The 14929-nt window shown below is 66.5% G+C and carries 19 protein-coding genes; 10 read left to right on the top strand and 9 right to left on the bottom strand.

The features are described 5' to 3' along the window. The first annotated feature begins 10 nt into the window (after window positions 1–10). Window positions 11–802: a MipA/OmpV family protein gene (locus FHP25_RS23980; RefSeq protein ID WP_178133744.1), complete on the top strand. Its 792-nt coding sequence runs from the start codon at window positions 11–13 to the stop codon at window positions 800–802. Window positions 803–825: 23 nt separating this feature from the next. On the opposite strand, the gene FHP25_RS23975 is transcribed toward FHP25_RS23980, so the two are convergent. The 4 genes from FHP25_RS23975 to FHP25_RS23960 form a co-directional block, all read right to left on the bottom strand. After that, complete coding sequence (locus tag FHP25_RS23975) at window positions 826–1338, bottom strand: thioesterase family protein (RefSeq protein WP_147849504.1); 513 nt, start codon at window positions 1336–1338, stop codon at window positions 826–828. Between the two features lie 47 nt (window positions 1339–1385). Further along, complete coding sequence (locus FHP25_RS23970; RefSeq protein ID WP_178133743.1) at window positions 1386–2111, bottom strand: alpha/beta fold hydrolase; 726 nt, start codon at window positions 2109–2111, stop codon at window positions 1386–1388. 134 nt (window positions 2112–2245) lie between these two features. Next, complete coding sequence (locus FHP25_RS23965; RefSeq protein ID WP_178133742.1) at window positions 2246–2632, bottom strand: hypothetical protein; 387 nt, start codon at window positions 2630–2632, stop codon at window positions 2246–2248. 31 nt (window positions 2633–2663) lie between these two features. After that, a complete protein-coding gene (locus FHP25_RS23960) occupies window positions 2664–3107 on the bottom strand; it encodes a PPC domain-containing DNA-binding protein (RefSeq protein ID WP_147849501.1) in 444 nt (147 codons plus the stop codon). Between the two features lie 158 nt (window positions 3108–3265). Between FHP25_RS23960 and FHP25_RS40910 the strand changes: the two genes are divergently transcribed. Then, window positions 3266–3433 (top strand): hypothetical protein, encoded by a 168-nt coding sequence (locus FHP25_RS40910; RefSeq protein WP_178133741.1) that lies wholly within the window; start codon window positions 3266–3268, stop codon window positions 3431–3433. 45 nt (window positions 3434–3478) lie between these two features. Here the strand turns inward: FHP25_RS40910 and FHP25_RS23955 are convergent, their stop codons facing one another. Continuing rightward, window positions 3479–3667 carry a hypothetical protein gene (locus tag FHP25_RS23955; RefSeq protein WP_147849500.1) on the bottom strand — a complete coding sequence of 63 codons (189 nt, stop codon included), beginning with the start codon at window positions 3665–3667 and terminating at the stop codon, window positions 3479–3481. Window positions 3668–3879: 212 nt separating this feature from the next. On the opposite strand from FHP25_RS23955, the gene FHP25_RS23950 reads away from it, so the two are divergent. Together FHP25_RS23950 and FHP25_RS23945 are read left to right on the top strand one after the other, a co-directional pair. Then, window positions 3880–4905, top strand: a complete 1026-nt coding sequence (locus tag FHP25_RS23950) for an NADP-dependent oxidoreductase (protein WP_147849499.1) — start codon at window positions 3880–3882, stop codon at window positions 4903–4905. Window positions 4906–4970: 65 nt separating this feature from the next. Beyond that, window positions 4971–5792 (top strand): NUDIX hydrolase, encoded by an 822-nt coding sequence (locus tag FHP25_RS23945; protein WP_147849498.1) that lies wholly within the window; start codon window positions 4971–4973, stop codon window positions 5790–5792. Here FHP25_RS23945 and FHP25_RS23940 read toward each other — a convergent pair. Beyond that, window positions 5789–6427, bottom strand: a complete 639-nt coding sequence (locus tag FHP25_RS23940; protein WP_178133740.1) for a TetR/AcrR family transcriptional regulator — start codon at window positions 6425–6427, stop codon at window positions 5789–5791. The genes FHP25_RS23945 and FHP25_RS23940 overlap by 4 nt on opposite strands. Window positions 6428–6483: 56 nt before the next feature. On the opposite strand from FHP25_RS23940, the gene FHP25_RS23935 reads away from it, so the two are divergent. Continuing rightward, window positions 6484–7332, top strand: coding sequence for a TauD/TfdA dioxygenase family protein (locus FHP25_RS23935; RefSeq protein WP_147849496.1), 849 nt, complete (start codon window positions 6484–6486; stop codon window positions 7330–7332). 24 nt (window positions 7333–7356) lie between these two features. Here FHP25_RS23935 and FHP25_RS23930 read toward each other — a convergent pair whose 3' ends face one another. From FHP25_RS23930 to iolD, 3 genes are all read right to left on the bottom strand, one after another. Next, window positions 7357–7704: a TFIIB-type zinc ribbon-containing protein gene (locus tag FHP25_RS23930; protein WP_147849495.1), complete on the bottom strand. Its 348-nt coding sequence runs from the start codon at window positions 7702–7704 to the stop codon at window positions 7357–7359. A gap of 111 nt (window positions 7705–7815) precedes the next feature. Then, window positions 7816–8715 carry a myo-inosose-2 dehydratase gene (iolE, locus tag FHP25_RS23925; protein WP_147849494.1) on the bottom strand — a complete coding sequence of 300 codons (900 nt, stop codon included), beginning with the start codon at window positions 8713–8715 and terminating at the stop codon, window positions 7816–7818. 2 nt (window positions 8716–8717) lie between these two features. Further along, window positions 8718–10562: a 3D-(3,5/4)-trihydroxycyclohexane-1,2-dione acylhydrolase (decyclizing) gene (iolD, locus tag FHP25_RS23920; RefSeq protein ID WP_147849493.1), complete on the bottom strand. Its 1845-nt coding sequence runs from the start codon at window positions 10560–10562 to the stop codon at window positions 8718–8720. 86 nt (window positions 10563–10648) lie between these two features. On the opposite strand from iolD, the gene iolG reads away from it, so the two are divergent. The 5 genes from iolG (at window position 10649) to FHP25_RS23895 (ending at window position 14915) form a co-directional block, all read left to right on the top strand. Then, complete coding sequence (iolG, locus tag FHP25_RS23915; RefSeq protein ID WP_408068540.1) at window positions 10649–11521, top strand: inositol 2-dehydrogenase; 873 nt, start codon at window positions 10649–10651, stop codon at window positions 11519–11521. 168 nt (window positions 11522–11689) lie between these two features. After that, window positions 11690–12046, top strand: coding sequence for a hypothetical protein (locus FHP25_RS23910; RefSeq protein ID WP_147849492.1), 357 nt, complete (start codon window positions 11690–11692; stop codon window positions 12044–12046). Window positions 12047–12145: 99 nt separating this feature from the next. Beyond that, complete coding sequence (locus FHP25_RS23905; protein ID WP_147849491.1) at window positions 12146–12886, top strand: ATP-binding cassette domain-containing protein; 741 nt, start codon at window positions 12146–12148, stop codon at window positions 12884–12886. After that, window positions 12886–13857, top strand: a complete 972-nt coding sequence (locus tag FHP25_RS23900) for an ABC transporter permease (protein WP_147849490.1) — start codon at window positions 12886–12888, stop codon at window positions 13855–13857. Before FHP25_RS23905 ends, FHP25_RS23900 begins: the two co-directional genes overlap by 1 nt. Before the next feature lie 44 nt (window positions 13858–13901). Beyond that, complete coding sequence (locus FHP25_RS23895; protein WP_147849489.1) at window positions 13902–14915, top strand: sugar-binding protein; 1014 nt, start codon at window positions 13902–13904, stop codon at window positions 14913–14915. Window positions 14916–14929: the final 14 nt, after the last annotated feature.

Raw genomic sequence — 14929 nt, 5'->3', positions numbered from 1 at the left:
CATGGATCCATTGGCGCGTACCGTCCCGGCGTTCCTGATGGCGGCAATGCTGGCGCTGGGTGCCGGGCCGGCTGCAGCCCAGTCGCAAGCTGACACCGACGCCAGGGGAAGGACCTCGGCCTGGGCTGATTTCTCGGGCTATGTCGGCGCGGGGGTCGCGTTTGCGCCGGTGTTCGAAGGCTCGCAGCGCATGAGCCTGCAGTTCGAGCCGATGGCAGACGCCACCTGGAAGGACCGTGTCTTCCTGAACGACGACAATGGCCTGGGCGTCTGGGCCTTCAAGGCGGGCGGGTTCCGGGTCGGCCCGTCGATCTACTATTCGGAAGGGCGCAACAACAACGGCCGGGCTCACGGGCTGGGGCGGATCGACCTTGCCCCGGTGTTCAAGATCGCCGCGGCCTACCGTACCGATTTCGGCGAGTTCACCATCGACGCCGGCCGCACCGCCGGCGGCGACAACGGTGTCGTCGTCAACTTCGACTACGGCGTGCGCTTCACCCTGACCAGGTCCCTGACGATCGAAGGCGGCGTCGGTGCGACCTGGGCGAACGGGCGCTACATGCGCGCCTATTTCGGCATCAACGAGAACCAGTCCATCGCCACCGGCCAGCCCGTCACGACGGTGCGTGCCGGCATGAAGGACGTGCACGGCGGCATCTCGCTGCACTACCGCGCGCTGGAGCACGGATTCATCCAGCTCTCCTTCGGCCTCAGCCGGTTGCTGGGCGACGCGGCGTTCAGCCCGATCACGCACCGCGACCTGCAGCCCCTCGTGGCGCTGGGTGTGGGCTACCAGTTCTGACGCAGGCGGGACCGGCGGCGTCGCTATCGCCGCTTGATCGCGATCGTGCGGCCGGCCTTGTCGGGCCGCGGCAGCGTCGCATGTGCGGCCGCCATCAGCTCCAGCCGCCGGTAGGTCTCGGGCGGCCAGGGGGCCGAGCGTCGCGTCTCGTAGTCGATGTTCATCAGGATCAGCTCGTTGGTCGCCGCCACCCAGCCATCACTGCCGTGATGCATCGTGTGGAAATAGTGGACGCGCTTGGTATCGTAGTCGAGCACCTGCGTCGTGATGCGCAGCGGATCGCCTTCGCGCACTTCCCGATCGTAGGTGACATGCGCCTCGAGCACGAAGGTCATCCCGACCTTCTCGCGCGTGTACTCCCAGCCGACGCCGAGCTGGGTGCAGAGCGTATCGGTCGCCTTGTCGAAGGCCACGACGTAGAAGCCGACATTCATGTGGCCGTTCCAGTCGATCCACTCCGGCAACACCGTGGCACGGTGGCGGTCAAGCGGAGCAGCGAGGTCGAGGTCCACGAGGGGGTAGGGTAGTGTCACCATGCGTCGACCGTAGCGAAGGGGCGGCTATAGACGCAACGCCTTCTGCGTCATGGCACTGCCAGCAGCTCGGCGGCGACCAGGTCGGGAGCCGAGATGATGCAGTTGTGGCCAGCCTCGATGGGCCGGAAGCGCACCTCGGTCATCGCCTGCACGCGCTCGTGGTTGCCGGCGGACACCGGGTAGCGCGGCTTGACGCAGGCGATATAGGTCATCGGCACGCCGTTGCCCGGCGGGTGCCGCAACCGGATCGGATCGACATAGCAGCGCAGCGGATGCGGCGTGAGCTGGCGGTGGGTCCAGCGCGCCAGGTCCATGTCGTCGATGATCAGGCTGGTCACGGGCGCGAACGGCAATACCTTCACACCGTTGATATCCTGGGCGAGCTTCTGCCGCTTGGCGGCGATCTGCGCCGGTATGCGACCGAAGATCGACTGGCCGTCGCGCGGGATGCCGCCGTCGACGATCACGAAATGCGCCACGCGCGCCGGATCGCGATCGACGACAAGCCCGGCAATCAGGCTGCCGAAGGAGTGCCCCACCAGCACGACGTCACGCAGGTCGTGATCGGCGAGGCAGGCCACTACATCGTCAGCGCAGGTCTCGTTGCTGGTCTGCGGCGTCAGCTCGTGCGCGCGTTCAGCCAGTCCGCGGAAGGTCGGGGTGAAGACAGCGTGGCCGGCGGCGCGCAGCCGCTCGGCAACGAACGTCCATGACCAGCCGCCCATCCAGGCGCCAGGCAGGCAAACGAAGGTGCGGGCGGACGAACGGGTCATGGCCATCAGATGATGGCGGACCGCCATGCCGCGAGTCGAGCCCGTCTCAGGCAAAGGTGCTGCGGCGTTCCGGCATGCGAAGCCTGCGCCGCGTTCTTGTTCTTCCGGGTGCTTCTGATCGCATCGTCGCTGCGTCAGGCGGAGCGTCCGCCGCAATCGATGGCGGCGTTGCGCGCCGCTTCGTCGAGACGCAAGGTGTCGTTGCCCAGCCTGTCGCTGCGGCTCCACGTGATCTCGACCGGGCCGTCGCCGGCGGGCTGGATGTAGAAAGCCGCAACCGGCTGGCCGCGATGGGTGCCTTCGCGCCAGAGGCCGACCTGGATGCGATAGGTGAGGGTGCGCACTGCCGCCGGCATGCCGTAGTCGCCGGACATCTTCTGGGCCAGGCACTCGGCGATGGCGGAATAGGAGGCTGTATACGAGCCTCTCCAGACCACGCGCTCGGACTCCACTGCATTGGTCATCGCCGGCAATGCGAGCACGGCGGCAAGGGTCAGTGTGAAAGATGCTCGGACGCGCATTGTTCGTCCTCCCCGCCGCATGGCTGCGGCGTCATGCATCCGGCCGGATCAAAGCCAGGCCGCTTTTCGGATCGTGCTTCTTGCGCAGATGGGCCGGCGACTCGGTGACCACCACCTCCAGCGTCGGCCTGACCCGCGCTTCGGTGAGGTGTCCAGCGAGCGCTGAGCCGTCACGGCGCCCGAGCACCGCATGAACATGCAACGCCGGTTTTCCGTCCGGGGACAGGGCGACATCGCCGGTCAGCGACGCCACCTCGACCTGCTCCCATACCGGGATGGGCAGGTACTTTTTGCGCTCCCAGTCGAAGTAGTTCAGCACAGCGTTGCTGAAGGCACCGATGGCGGAGAGTTGCGCTGCACCAATGCCTTCGCGCGTCACGAAGTCATTGAGCGATTCAAGCGCTTCCTCGCCGCTTTCCAGCACGACCGCAAATGTGCGCTGGCCGTCGTCCTCGTGAAGCAGTCGGCTGCGCATCGCTGACCTCCATGACCAAACGCTCACGGGGACAACGAGCGCGTCAGCCATGCGGTTCCCGCCCTTGAGGTCGTGCCCATTGCAACCTACATGAAGGCTACCGAGGCAACTTACACCTGCCGGCGCCGTTAGGGCGCTACCTGCAGCTGGAGGCAACAATGGCCACGGTAGATCGCTTCCATCGGTTTATCGCCGACCATACTCATCACAGTGACCACGCGACCTGGTGGGAGCTTGTCGCCTACCTGCTGGCGGCATTGCTGCTCGGCTTTGGCTTGGCGTCGGCTTTCACTTTTGCCTTCCCGCGCATGATGGTGGGGTTCTGAGAACTGGCAGATCTGGACTTGCCGCCGGTCAGGCCGGTGCCCGGATCACGGAAACGCAGCCACGCGTAGCGGCGTGCGCCACCGGCGGCGTCCCAGGCGCATCTCCTCACGATCGGCATCGACATTGGGCGCCATCGACCGGGCCTGCAGTGCCGCGCCGTCGCGTGTGATCAGCATGCAGACCTTCATGCCGGCAAGCAGCGCCCAGAACGCCTGAGGATCGATAACGCGCATCGGGTCATGCTCGCGTCAGCGTGCAGGGTGTCGGCGCGCCCGGGCGGGATGGCGGCAGGCAGGCAACGTCCCTGCCGGTCCGGCGTTCCCGGATGCCCGGTTGATACCGGGTTTCGCCCAGCAGATCATCAGTCCCATCATCGGACCGATACGCTGGCATCGCTGCGGCGATGCGACTACGGTGCCGCAACAATCCGATCGGGAGGCTTTCCATGGCCGAGATGAACCGCCGCGTGCTGCTGAAGTCGCGTCCGCAGGGTGAGCCGACGCTGGCGAATTTCGATGTCGTCGACGCGCCGATACCTGAGCCGAAGGATGGCGAATACCTGTCGCGCACCATCTGGCTGTCGCTCGATCCCTACATGCGCGGCCGCATGAGCGAGGCCAAAGGCTACGCCGCCAACGTCAACCTGGGCGATGCCATGGTGGGCGGCACGGTTGGCCAGGTGCTGAAGTCACGCAACCCCAAGTTCAAGGAAGGCGATTTCGTCGTCGAGTATTCGGGCTGGCAGAGCCACGCCGTATCCAACGGCGCCATGTCGATGAAGCTCGATCCCGATGCGGCGCCGCTCTCGGCGGCGCTGTCGGTCCTGGGCATGCCGGGCCAGACGGCATGGTGGGGCCTGATGCAGATCGGCCAGCCCCAGGCGCGCGAGACGGTCGTGGTGTCGGCGGCATCGGGCGCGGTCGGTTCCGTCGTGGGCCAGCTGGCCAGGCTGCATGGCTGCCGTGCCGTGGGCATCGCCGGCGGCAAGGAGAAGTGCGACTACGTGGTCAAGGAGCTCGGCTTCGATGCCTGCGTCGATTATCGGGCCGAGGGCGCCAACCTGTTCAAGGCGCTGCGCGCCGCCTGCCCCAAGGGCATCGACGTGTACTTCGAGAACGTCGGCGGCGCCGTGCAGGCGGCTGTGGTGCCGCAGCTCAACGATTTCGCGCGCGTGCCGCTGTGTGGGCTGATCTCGCAGTACAACGAGATGCAGATGAACCCTGGTCCGGACTGGCGGCTGCTCCTGGTCAAGCGGGCGCTGGTGAAAGGCTTCATCGTCAGCGACCATTTTGCCGAGATGGCCGGCTTCTGGAAGGAAGTGCCGGCGGCAGTGAAGGCCGGGAAGATCAAGTATCGCGAGGACGTCGTGAAAGGGCTCGACAACGCACCCGAGGCTTTCATCGGCCTGCTGAAGGGACGCAACTTCGGCAAGCTGCTGGTTCAGGTGTCCGACGACCCCACGCGCAGGTAGGCGTCATCGCGCCGGCGCCGGCACGGCGCATGCAACGCACAGGCTTTTCAACGCAACAGGATCCCATGTCTGAAAAGAAACCGCCGGTCGTCCCGGTGCCAGCCACCACCGTGCTGCTGCTGCGTCCGTCCATTGACGGCGATCCGGCTTCGCCACCCGAGGTGTTCATGGTGGTGCGGCACCATCAGATCGATTTCGCTTCGGGGGCGCTGGTGTTCCCGGGCGGGAAGGTCGATAGCGCCGACAGCGATCCACGGCTGCGGGATCTGTGCACCGGCGTCGAAGGCCTGTCGCAGGCCGAGCTGGCTTTCCGGGTCGCGGGCATCCGCGAAGCCTTCGAGGAAGCCGGTGTCCTGCTGGCGCGCCGGCGTGGCGAGGCCGAGCTGATCGCGGCCGCGGCGCTGAAGCCGATCGAGGACCGCTATCGCCAGGCGCTGGTCAAGGGCGAGGTCTCGATGGCTGCCATGGCGGCCGCCGAGGGTCTCGTGCTGGCCTGCGATACGATGCTGTCCTATGCGCATTGGATCACGCCGACATTCGTGCCCAAGCGCTTCGACACGCGGTTCTTTGTTGCGGCTGCGCCGTCCGATCAGCTGGCGCTGCACGATGGGCATGAATCGGTGGACTCGGTGTGGGTCCAGCCGACGCAAGCCGTTGCCGATGCCGATGCCGGGCGTCGCACGGTGCTGTTCCCCACCAAGCTCAACCTGATGAAGCTGGCGGAGATCGCCACGGTGCCGGCGCTGCTGGCGCATTATGGCACCTTCGCGCCACCGACGGTCCTGCCTGTGATCGAGGTCCGCGACGGCCGCCGGTTCCTTACTGTCGGCAGGGAATCCGGCTATGCCGTGTTCGAGCGCGAGATGGACGCCAGCTTCCGCGGCTAGTCGCCCGCATCGATGACCAGCCGCATGGCGCGCAGCAGCTCGCGTGTCAGGGCCGGGTGGTCGAGCCGCAGCGGGCCGGGCGCGTTGATCAGCGCGTTGATCAGCGTGCCGTTCATGATCTGGAACGCGAAGCGGATGCGCTGCTCGACGTGCGGCGCCGGCCGCCGGCCGGCGTCCCGTGACAGGCGTTCCAGGAACTGGTCGGCCACGAAGTGTCCGTGCGCCCGCATCGGCTCCCAGGCCGACGGATCCTCCATGCTCTTGCGCAGCGCCGCGCGCAGGAAGCCGGGCCGGCGGCGGAAGGTTTCGGCCACGGCGCCGACCACGGTCTCGAGCGGATCAGTGCCGTCCGGGACTGCCAGAAGGCCGCCGACATGGCGGCGCGCCTCTTCCAGCCGGTGGGCGATCATCGCCCGGAAGAAGGCCTCCTTGTCGGCGAAGCGGTAGTAGAACGCGCCGACGGAGCAGCCGGCGGCCTTGGCGATATCGGCGATCGACATGGCCTCGAAGTCGCGGGCCTCGACGAGGCTGTAGCCGGCGGCCAGGAGCTGGTCGCGTGTACGCCGGCTGCGCGCCTGCTTGGCAGGCAAGGCGCCGACCCGGTCGTCGCTGGGAGAAGGCTGGGCTTGACTCATAATCCGAATCATGGTTCAGATTCAGATTATAGGCGAAGACGATCCCGGAGGAAAGAATGACGTACGAGACGATCGAGGTGCGGCGTCTGACCGGCGGCTGCGGCGCGGAGATCTCGGGTGTCGATCTCGCCAATCTGTCAAATCGCCAGTGGCAGGAAGTGCGCGACGCGTTCGTCGCGCACGGTGTCGTCTTCTTCCGGAACCAGACCCTGTCGCCGGAGCAGCACATCGCGTTTGCGCGGCGCTGGGGGCCGATCGACATCAACCGCTTCTTCACGCCGGTCGAGGGCTATCCCGAGATCGCCGAGGTGCGCAAGGAGAAGGAGCAGAAGAACAATATCGGCGGCGGCTGGCATACCGACCACAGCTACGACGTGGCGCCGGCGATGGGCTCGATCCTGCTGGCGCGCGAGGTGCCGGAGGAGGGCGGCGACACGCTGTTCGCCAGCATGTACGCCGCCTATGAAGCCCTGTCGGAAGGGCTGCGCCGTACCCTCGACGGCCTGCGCGCCATCCACTCCGACGAGCATGTCTTCGGCGCCAAGGGTTATCACAAGACCACCGGCGCCGACACGACCGGCCGCATCGGCAACGCCCAGGCGGTGCGCGGCGAGGTCTCACATCCCGTCGTGATCACCCATCCGGAGTCGGGCCGCAAGGCGCTCTACGTCAATCCGGCGTTCACCCTGCGCTTCGAGGGCTGGTCCGAGGCCGACAGCAAGCCGCTGCTGGAGCATCTCTATCGGCATGCGGCGCGGCCGGAATTCACCTGCCGGTTCCGCTGGACGTCCGGCGCGCTCGCCTTCTGGGACAACCGCGCGACCTGGCACTACGCCGCCAACGACTATCACGGCGAGCGTCGCCTGATGCACCGCATCACGGTGGCCGGCTGCACGCTGGGATAGCCGCGCGGCAGCAGCGGCTGGTGGTCAGTCGAAGTCGAAGAGGTCGCCGAGGAACGACTTGCGCTTGCGGCCCTTGCCGTAGCGGTGGTGGTGGTCGTCATCGTCGTCGTAATGCTTGCCGTAGCGCGGCGCGTGACGGTCGTCGCGGTATTCGCGGGACGGCTCGGGGTAGCGTGGCGGCGGCGCCTGCGGCCGCCCGCCGTCATCGCCGCGGCGCTCCGCCGTGGGCGCGACGGTCATTGACTTCTCGATGATCTTGTCCAGCTCGCCACGGTCCAGCCAGACACCGCGGCACTTCGGGCAATAGTCGATCTCGATGCCCTGGCGATCGGCCATGACCAGGCGTTCGGTGGTGCAGACAGGACATTGCATTGCGATGAGCTCCCTCGATCGCTCGCGATGTGTGGATGCAAACGTGGCGTTTCAAGGACGGCGGAGCCGCATGCCGCAATATTGCCTCTGCGGCCCAGACCTTCCGCACGTTCACCGCGCAATCGTGATTCCAGCCTGGGAGAACAGCCTGGCCAGATGGTCGTGCCCCAGCCGGGTGTATGCCAGTGGCGGCGCCTTGACGGGATCCTGCTCCGCCTCGACGACGACCCAGCCGCTGTAGCCGATCTCGGCGAGCAGATTGGCGAACGCGGCAAAGTCGATGCCGCCATCGCCGGGCGCGGTGAAGACACCGGCCAGCACGGCCTCGAGGAAGCTCAGGTCGCTGGCGCGCGCCTGTGCCAGCACGTCGGGGCGCACATCCTTGCAATGGACATGGTTGATGCGGCGTGCGTGCCGGCGTGTGATCGCCAGGAGATCGCCGCCCGCATACGCAATATGGCCGGTATCGACCAGCAGGCCGACTGCGGGGCCGGTGTGGGCCATCAGCAGATCGATGTCGGCGTCGGTCTCGACGATCGTGCCCATGTGGTGGTGATAGGTCATGGGCACGCCGCGTCCGGCCATGTGCTCGGCCAGAACGGTCAGTGTCTCGCCGTAAGCCCTGAAGTCGGCAGCGGACAGCTGCGGGCGCCGGCTGATGGGCGTCCGGCGCTGGCCTTGCACGCTGCCGGTGGTCTCGGCATAGACCATCACCGGCGCGCCCAGCGCCTTGAAGGTCGCCAGCTGCTGCTCCATGCGTGCCTTCTCAGCCTCGACGGAGCCGCCGAGGAGCCGGCCCGAGAACCAGCCAGAGACCAGCGTGAGGCCATGTGCCGCGAGCAGGGGGCCGAGCCGGGCCGGGTCCAGCGGGAACTTGTGGCCGGTCTCCGTGCCGCTGAAGCCTGCGGCGCGGCTCTCCGTGAGACAAACCTCAAGCGGCGTGTCGCCGCCGAGCTCGGGCAGGTCGTCGTTGGACCAGGCGATCGGCGCGACACCCAGGCGGATGGTCATCGTCACCCTCCGATCCGCTGCTTTTTCCTGGCTTCGGCATGATCCGCCGATGCCTGGCGCACGGCCTCACGCGGGCTGACCTCGGGTACGCCGACATCCCACCAGGCATCGCCCGGGGTCCATTGCGAGGCGTTGACCTTGATGTCGATGACATAGGTGCGGTCGGCGTCCTTCGCCCGCTCGAAGGCCTGCTCCAGATCGGCGATCGACACGACCCGTTCACCCAGGGCGCCCATCGCCTGCGCATGTCGGGCGAAATCGACGCCGACCTGCCGCACAGTGCGGCAATGCTCGACCAGATTGTTGAACGGCGGGCTGCCCTTTGAGGTCTGCAGGCGGTTGATCACGGCATAGCCACCATTATCGCAGACGACGATGATGAGCTTGTGGCCGGTGAGCACCGTGCTGTAGATGTCCGAGTTCATCATGAGGTACGAGCCGTCGCCGACGAGCACGATGACGTCGCGATCGGGGTGCGCCATCTTGATGCCCCAGCCGCCGGCGATCTCGTAGCCCATGCAGGAAAAGCCGAATTCGCAGTCGAACGTGCCGACCGATTTGACCCGCCAGTTCTTGGTCAACTCGCCCGGCAGTCCGCCGGCCGCGGTGACCACCATGTCGGTCTCTGCTGCCTTGCGGTTGATGGCGCCGACAACCTGGGCGTAGGAGGGCGGCGTCGCATTGGTCGGGCCGGCATGCTGGTCGATCGTGCTATTCCACGCTTTGTATTCATCCTGCGCACGCCGGCGCCAGGCAACGGGCGCCCGCCAGTTGCCGAGGTCCGCGGAGAGCTCTGCCAATCCAGCCTGCGCGTCGCCGATGACGGCAAGAGCGCCGTGCTTGTAGGCATCGGCGCGCGCGGCGTTCAGGGTGATCAAGCGGAAGCCCGGGTTCTGGAACACGCTCCAGGAGCCGGTGATGAAATCCTGCAGGCGCGTGCCCACCGCCAGCACGACGTCGGCTGTCGCCGCCAGCGCGTTGGCTGAAGCCGCGCCGATCACGCCCAGAGGGCCGACATTCAACGGGTGGACGTGGGGCAGGACACCCCGCCCGGCCACGGTCTCGGCGATCGGGATATTGTGGCGCTCCGCGAAGGCGGCCAGCTCGGCCTCCGCCAGCGCATAGCGAATGCCGCCGCCGGCGATCAGCAACGGTTGCCGTGCGGTGCGCAGGAGGCCGGCCGCAGCGGCGAGCTGCGCGGCGTCAGGCCGCGGCCGCGGCACAAGGTGCGCACGACGCTCGAAGAACGCCTCGGGGTAGTCGAAGGCCTCGCCCTGCACGTCCTGCGGCAGCGCGATGAAGGCCGGCCCACACGCGGCCGGATCGAGCAGCAGCGCCACCGCCTGCGGCAGCGAGGCGACGAGCTGCTCGGGCCGCGTGATGCGATCCCAGTAGCGGCTCACGGCGCGGAAGGCGTCGTTCACGGTGAGCGTGGGATCGTGGAAATGCTCGACCTGCTGCAGCACGGGATCGGGCAGGCGGCTGGCGAAAGTGTCGCCCGCCAGCAGCAGCACCGGCAGGCGGTTCGCATGTGCCACGCCGGCAGCGGTGACCATGTTGGTGGCGCCCGGCCCGATGGAGCTGGTTGCCACCATGATCTGCCGCCGGCGTGTGGCCTTGGCGAAGGCGATGGCGGCCAGCGCCATCGACTGCTCGTTCTGGCCGCGCCATGTCGGCAGGTCGGTCTGGGCAGCCTGCAACGCCTCGCCGAGGCAGGTGACATTGCCGTGGCCGAAGATCGCGAACACGCCTGCGAACAGTGGTGCGTCCCGGCCGTCGAGCACGGTACGCTGGGCGATCAGGTGCTTGACCAGGGCTTGCGCCATCGTGAGACGGACGGTGCTCATCGCGCTCGATCCGACTGTTGGCAGATCAGGATATTCTTAGCGTAGCGCTCGCGACAAGTCACCGGCGCCGGCAGGGAGGACCTTCGATGGCCAAGGACAGGCTCACCTTCTGCATTTTCGGCGCGGGCCGCATCGGCAAGCTGCACGCGCGAAACATCGCGGCCCATCCACGCGCCCGAATCAAGTATGTCGTCGATCCTGTGGCCAGGGCTGCAGCCGTCCTGGCGCGACAGGTCGGCGCCCGGACGTCACCTGACGCGACCACCGCGCTCGCCGATCGGGAGATCGACGCGGTCGTGATCGCCTCGTCGACGAACACGCATGTCGACCTCATCATGGCCTCGGCGCGCATGGGCAAGGCCGTGCTGTGCGAGAAGCCGATCGATCTCGACATCAAGCGGGTCGACCGTTGTCTTGCCGCGCTTGAGAAGCACCGTGTCCCGGTGGCGATCGGCTTCAACCGCCGTTTCGATCCCACAAACCGCGCGATCCGTGCGGCGATCCGCAACGGCGATGTCGGTGACGTCGAGATGATCGTCATCACCAGTCGCGACCCGGAGCCGCCGCCGGCGGCATACATCAAGGTGTCCGGCGGCCTGTTCCGCGACATGATGATTCACGACTTCGATCTGGCCCGCTGGCTGCTGGGCGAGGAACCGGTCGAGGTGGTGGCCAAGGCGAGCTGTCGCGTCGATCGCGGCATCGGTAGGGCCGGCGATGTTGACACCGCCATGGTCATCCTGACAACGCGGCGGGGGTCGCTCTGTCATATCAACAACAGCCGGCGCGCCGCGTACGGCTATGATCAGCGGATCGAGGTGTTCGGTTCCCGGGGCATGGTCCGCTCCGACAATCTGCGGCCTACGGCCGTCTTGAAGTCGAACGCCGTGACCACGGATGCCCGCGATCCGCTTCTGCATTTTTTTGTCGAGCGTTATGCGGACGCCTATTTGCACTAAGTCGATGACTTCATCGACACGATCTTGGCCCATCGCAAGCCGTCCGTCAGTGTTCACGACGGACGGCGGGCGCTACTGCTGGCCGATGCTGCGCTGCGGTCGCACCGGACGGGCAAGACGGTGGCCATCAGCCCCCGCTGAGGGTCCCCCAGCGTAAAGGAAGCCACAATGCCGAAGATCGTCAGCATTCACGAGTATGAGCTGAAGCCCGGCATCGACGCCGGCGCCTTCGAGCGGGCAATTCAAGATGCGAAAGCACGCGGCCTGCTTCGGCTGCCCGGTCTCGTCGCTCACCACGTCGTCAAGGGAATCAAGGGCGCGCGGGCCGGCAGGTACGCGGCCGTCTGGATCTATGAAAGCCGCGACGCGTGGCAGCTTCTGTGGGGGACACCCGAGCACCCCAGGCGTTTCGACGCATACCCCGCGAACTGGCGGATCTGGGAAGAGGAAATCCTTGCGCCGCTTCTCGATCGGACCCCGGACCGGATCACCTTCACGGCTTACGAAGAGATCGAGGGAAGCTGAGCTCGTGGTGGCGCTGGGATCGGCCGCACCAATCTGATTTTCACTGGACAGGCGCGAAGACGCCCGCTTAGGGTTTTCACAACGAATAAGGGAGGATCGGTGGCCGCTCTCGAGCTCAAGACGATCTCCAAGCACTTCGGTGCCATCGAAGCGTTGTCGCATGTCGATTTCGCGCTCGAGCGCGGCGAGATTGTCGGGCTGATGGGGGACAACGGCGCCGGCAAATCGACCCTCGTCAAGATCATCGCCGGCAACTTCCCGCCATCGGGCGGCACGATCCTGCTGGAAGGGCGGCCGGTCCATTTCCACAAGCCAGGCGATGCGCGCGCCGCCGGCATCGAGGTGGTCTATCAGGACCTCGCATTGTGCAACAACCTGACGGCGTCGGCCAATGTCTTCCTGGCCCGCGAGAAGACGCGCGGCTTTGGTCCTTTCCGCATCCTGGACAACCGGGCCATGAACGAGCGGTCGCGTGAGCTGTTCGCCGAGCTGAAGTCGGAAACGCGGCCGGCCGAGACGGTACGCATGATGTCCGGCGGTCAGCGCCAGGCGGTCGCGATCGCGCGCACGCACTTGTCGCAAGCCAGGATCGTCCTGATGGACGAGCCCACGGCGGCGATCAGCGTGCGGCAGGTCGCCGAGGTCCTCGATCTGCTGCGGCGATTGCGCGAGCAGGGCATGGCCATCGTGCTGATCAGCCACCGCATGCCCGACGTCTTTGAGGTCGCCGACCGCGTCGTCGTGCTGCGGCGCGGCCGCAAGGTCGCCGACAAGCCCATCCAGGACAGCTCGCCGGAGGAAGTGACCGGCCTGATCACCGGCGCCATTGGAACCGCCTGATGAAGACCGCGGGCGAGTCTTTCATCGGGAAGATGATCGCCGCGCAGCCGTTCTGGGTCACGGTCGCCGTGCTCGTGATCTGCGCCGTGATGACGTACCTGCAGCCCGCCTCGTTCCCGACGGCCGACAACTTCTTCAATATCACGCGCAACTTCGCCTATATCGGCATCATGGCGCTCGGCATGATGGCGGTGATCATCACGGGCGGCATCGACCTGTCGGTCGGCTCGGTGATGGGCCTTGCGGGCATCATCTGCGGCCTGGTCCTGCAGGCCGGCTATCCGTGGTGGCTGGCGGTCCTGGCCGGACTCGGGGCGGGCGCGCTCTGCGGCATCGTCAACGGCGTGCTGATCGCCTATGTCGGGCTGCCGTCGTTCGTCGTCACGCTGGGCATGCTGGCTGCGGCACGGTCCTTCGCGGTCGTGCTATCGGAAAACAAGATGATCTACGAGTTCGGACCCGACGGCGACATGTTCATCGCCATCGGTGGCGGCGAGATCCTGGGCCTGTCGAACATGGTCTGGCTGCTGGTAGCCATGACCCTGGTCTTCGGCTTCGTCTTCCGCTTCACCCCCTGGGGACGACACCTCTACGCCATCGGCGGCAACGAGGCGGCGGCGCGGCTCGCCGGCGTTCCCGTCAACCGGATCAAGCTCCAGGCCTACATCCTCTGCGCGCTGACATCGGCCATCGCGGCGATCATGGTGGTCGGGTGGCAGGGATCGGCCATCAATGCGCTCGGGACGGGCTATGAGCTGCGGGTCATCGCCTCGGCAGTGATCGGCGGCGCCAATCTGATGGGCGGTGAGGGCGGCGCCTTCGCGGCGTTCATCGGCGCGACGCTGATCGAGGTCATCCGCAACAGCCTGCTGATGGCCGGTATCGACTCCAACTGGCAGGGCGCTTTTGTCGGCGCCTTCATCGTTCTCGCGGTTCTGCTCGAGCGGATCCGTGGAAGCCGGACCGACTGAGCGGAGGCCCGATCGGTCCACATCGCCTGCGAAGGGAGGGTCCAATGATCGGCAAATTGCTCAACGCAACGATTGCGGCGGCTGCGGTCCTCGCCATGAGCCAGGACGCTGAGGCCCAATCCAAGAAGTATGTCTTCGCCCTTGTCCCGAAGAACATGAACAATCCGTTCTTCGACCAGGCACGTGACGGTTGCAAGAAGGCCGAACGAGAGCTCAAGGGCGCGGTCGAATGCCTCTACATCGGGCCGGGAGAGCATGGCGGCGGCGAGGAGCAGGTGCAGGTGGTCAACGACCTCATCGCCAAGAAGGTCGACGGCATTGCCGTATCGCCGTCCAATGCGGCGGCCATGGGTAAGGCGCTCGAAGGCGCCAAGGCGGCAGGCATCCCCGTGCTGACCTGGGACAGCGACCTCCTGGAGAAGGACAAGGCGCTGCGCATCGCGTATGTCGGGACGCACAACTACGAGATCGGCGTGAACCTTGCGAAGCTTGCCCAGAAGATCAAGCCCAAGGGCGGCACGATCTGCATCCAATCGGGCGGCGCCGCGGCAGCCAACCACAATGAGCGCATGCAGGGCATCCGTGACACGCTGGCTGGCGCGAAGAGCGCGCAGGCGCCCGGCACGCGGCTCACGGGCCAGAACGGCTGGTCCGAAGTGGCAGGCTGCCCGCTCTATACGAACGACGACTTCCCGCTGTCGGTGCAGCAGATGGAAGATATCCTGGGCAAGTTCCCGAAGCTGGATGCCTTCATCCCGACCGGCGGCTTCCCGCAGTTCATCCCGCAGGCCTACAAGCGGGTCGCTGAGAAGTACAAGGCGCGCATCAAGGACGGCTCTCTTGCGCTGGTTGTCGCCGACACGCTGCCGGTGCAGATGGACCTGTTGAAGGCCGGGCTCTCGAAGGGCCAGGTCGGGCAGCGGCCGGCCGAGATGGGCTACCGGACCATGCTGTTCCTGAAGGACATCAAGGACGGCAAGCCGGCGCCGAAAGACCCGACCTATACCGGCCTCGATGTCTGCACGCCCGAGACCGCGGGGACCTGCATCGGCAAGTAAGGTTGATGGGAAAC

Source organism: Vineibacter terrae (assembly GCF_008039615.1).
Lineage (GTDB): Bacteria > Pseudomonadota > Alphaproteobacteria > Reyranellales > Reyranellaceae > Vineibacter > Vineibacter terrae.
Note: the sequence above shows the minus strand (reverse complement) of the source record. Positions and strands in the feature narration are given on the sequence as shown.

What these genes read in the sequence shown, in the direction of transcription:
- FHP25_RS23960 (WP_147849501.1), bottom strand. Translation starts at nt 3,107, where the DNA reads ATGCGCAGCCGACTGCTTCACGAGGACGACGGCCAGCGCACATTTGCG.
- FHP25_RS23965 (WP_178133742.1), bottom strand. Translation starts at nt 2,632, where the DNA reads ATGCGCGTCCGAGCATCTTTCACACTGACCCTTGCCGCCGTGCTCGCA.
- iolE (WP_147849494.1), bottom strand. Translation starts at nt 8,715, where the DNA reads ATGACCATCCGCCTGGGTGTCGCGCCGATCGCCTGGTCCAACGACGAC.
- FHP25_RS23950 (WP_147849499.1), top strand. Translation starts at nt 3,880, where the DNA reads ATGGCCGAGATGAACCGCCGCGTGCTGCTGAAGTCGCGTCCGCAGGGT.
- FHP25_RS23940 (WP_178133740.1), bottom strand. Translation starts at nt 6,427, where the DNA reads ATGAGTCAAGCCCAGCCTTCTCCCAGCGACGACCGGGTCGGCGCCTTG.
- FHP25_RS23975 (WP_147849504.1), bottom strand. Translation starts at nt 1,338, where the DNA reads ATGGTGACACTACCCTACCCCCTCGTGGACCTCGACCTCGCTGCTCCG.
- iolG (WP_408068540.1), top strand. Translation starts at nt 10,649, where the DNA reads ATGGCCAAGGACAGGCTCACCTTCTGCATTTTCGGCGCGGGCCGCATC.
- FHP25_RS40910 (WP_178133741.1), top strand. Translation starts at nt 3,266, where the DNA reads ATGGCCACGGTAGATCGCTTCCATCGGTTTATCGCCGACCATACTCAT.
- FHP25_RS23895 (WP_147849489.1), top strand. Translation starts at nt 13,902, where the DNA reads ATGATCGGCAAATTGCTCAACGCAACGATTGCGGCGGCTGCGGTCCTC.
- iolD (WP_147849493.1), bottom strand. Translation starts at nt 10,562, where the DNA reads ATGAGCACCGTCCGTCTCACGATGGCGCAAGCCCTGGTCAAGCACCTG.
- FHP25_RS23935 (WP_147849496.1), top strand. Translation starts at nt 6,484, where the DNA reads ATGACGTACGAGACGATCGAGGTGCGGCGTCTGACCGGCGGCTGCGGC.
- FHP25_RS23910 (WP_147849492.1), top strand. Translation starts at nt 11,690, where the DNA reads ATGCCGAAGATCGTCAGCATTCACGAGTATGAGCTGAAGCCCGGCATC.
- FHP25_RS23900 (WP_147849490.1), top strand. Translation starts at nt 12,886, where the DNA reads ATGAAGACCGCGGGCGAGTCTTTCATCGGGAAGATGATCGCCGCGCAG.
- FHP25_RS23970 (WP_178133743.1), bottom strand. Translation starts at nt 2,111, where the DNA reads ATGACCCGTTCGTCCGCCCGCACCTTCGTTTGCCTGCCTGGCGCCTGG.
- FHP25_RS23945 (WP_147849498.1), top strand. Translation starts at nt 4,971, where the DNA reads ATGTCTGAAAAGAAACCGCCGGTCGTCCCGGTGCCAGCCACCACCGTG.
- FHP25_RS23930 (WP_147849495.1), bottom strand. Translation starts at nt 7,704, where the DNA reads ATGCAATGTCCTGTCTGCACCACCGAACGCCTGGTCATGGCCGATCGC.
- FHP25_RS23955 (WP_147849500.1), bottom strand. Translation starts at nt 3,667, where the DNA reads ATGCGCGTTATCGATCCTCAGGCGTTCTGGGCGCTGCTTGCCGGCATG.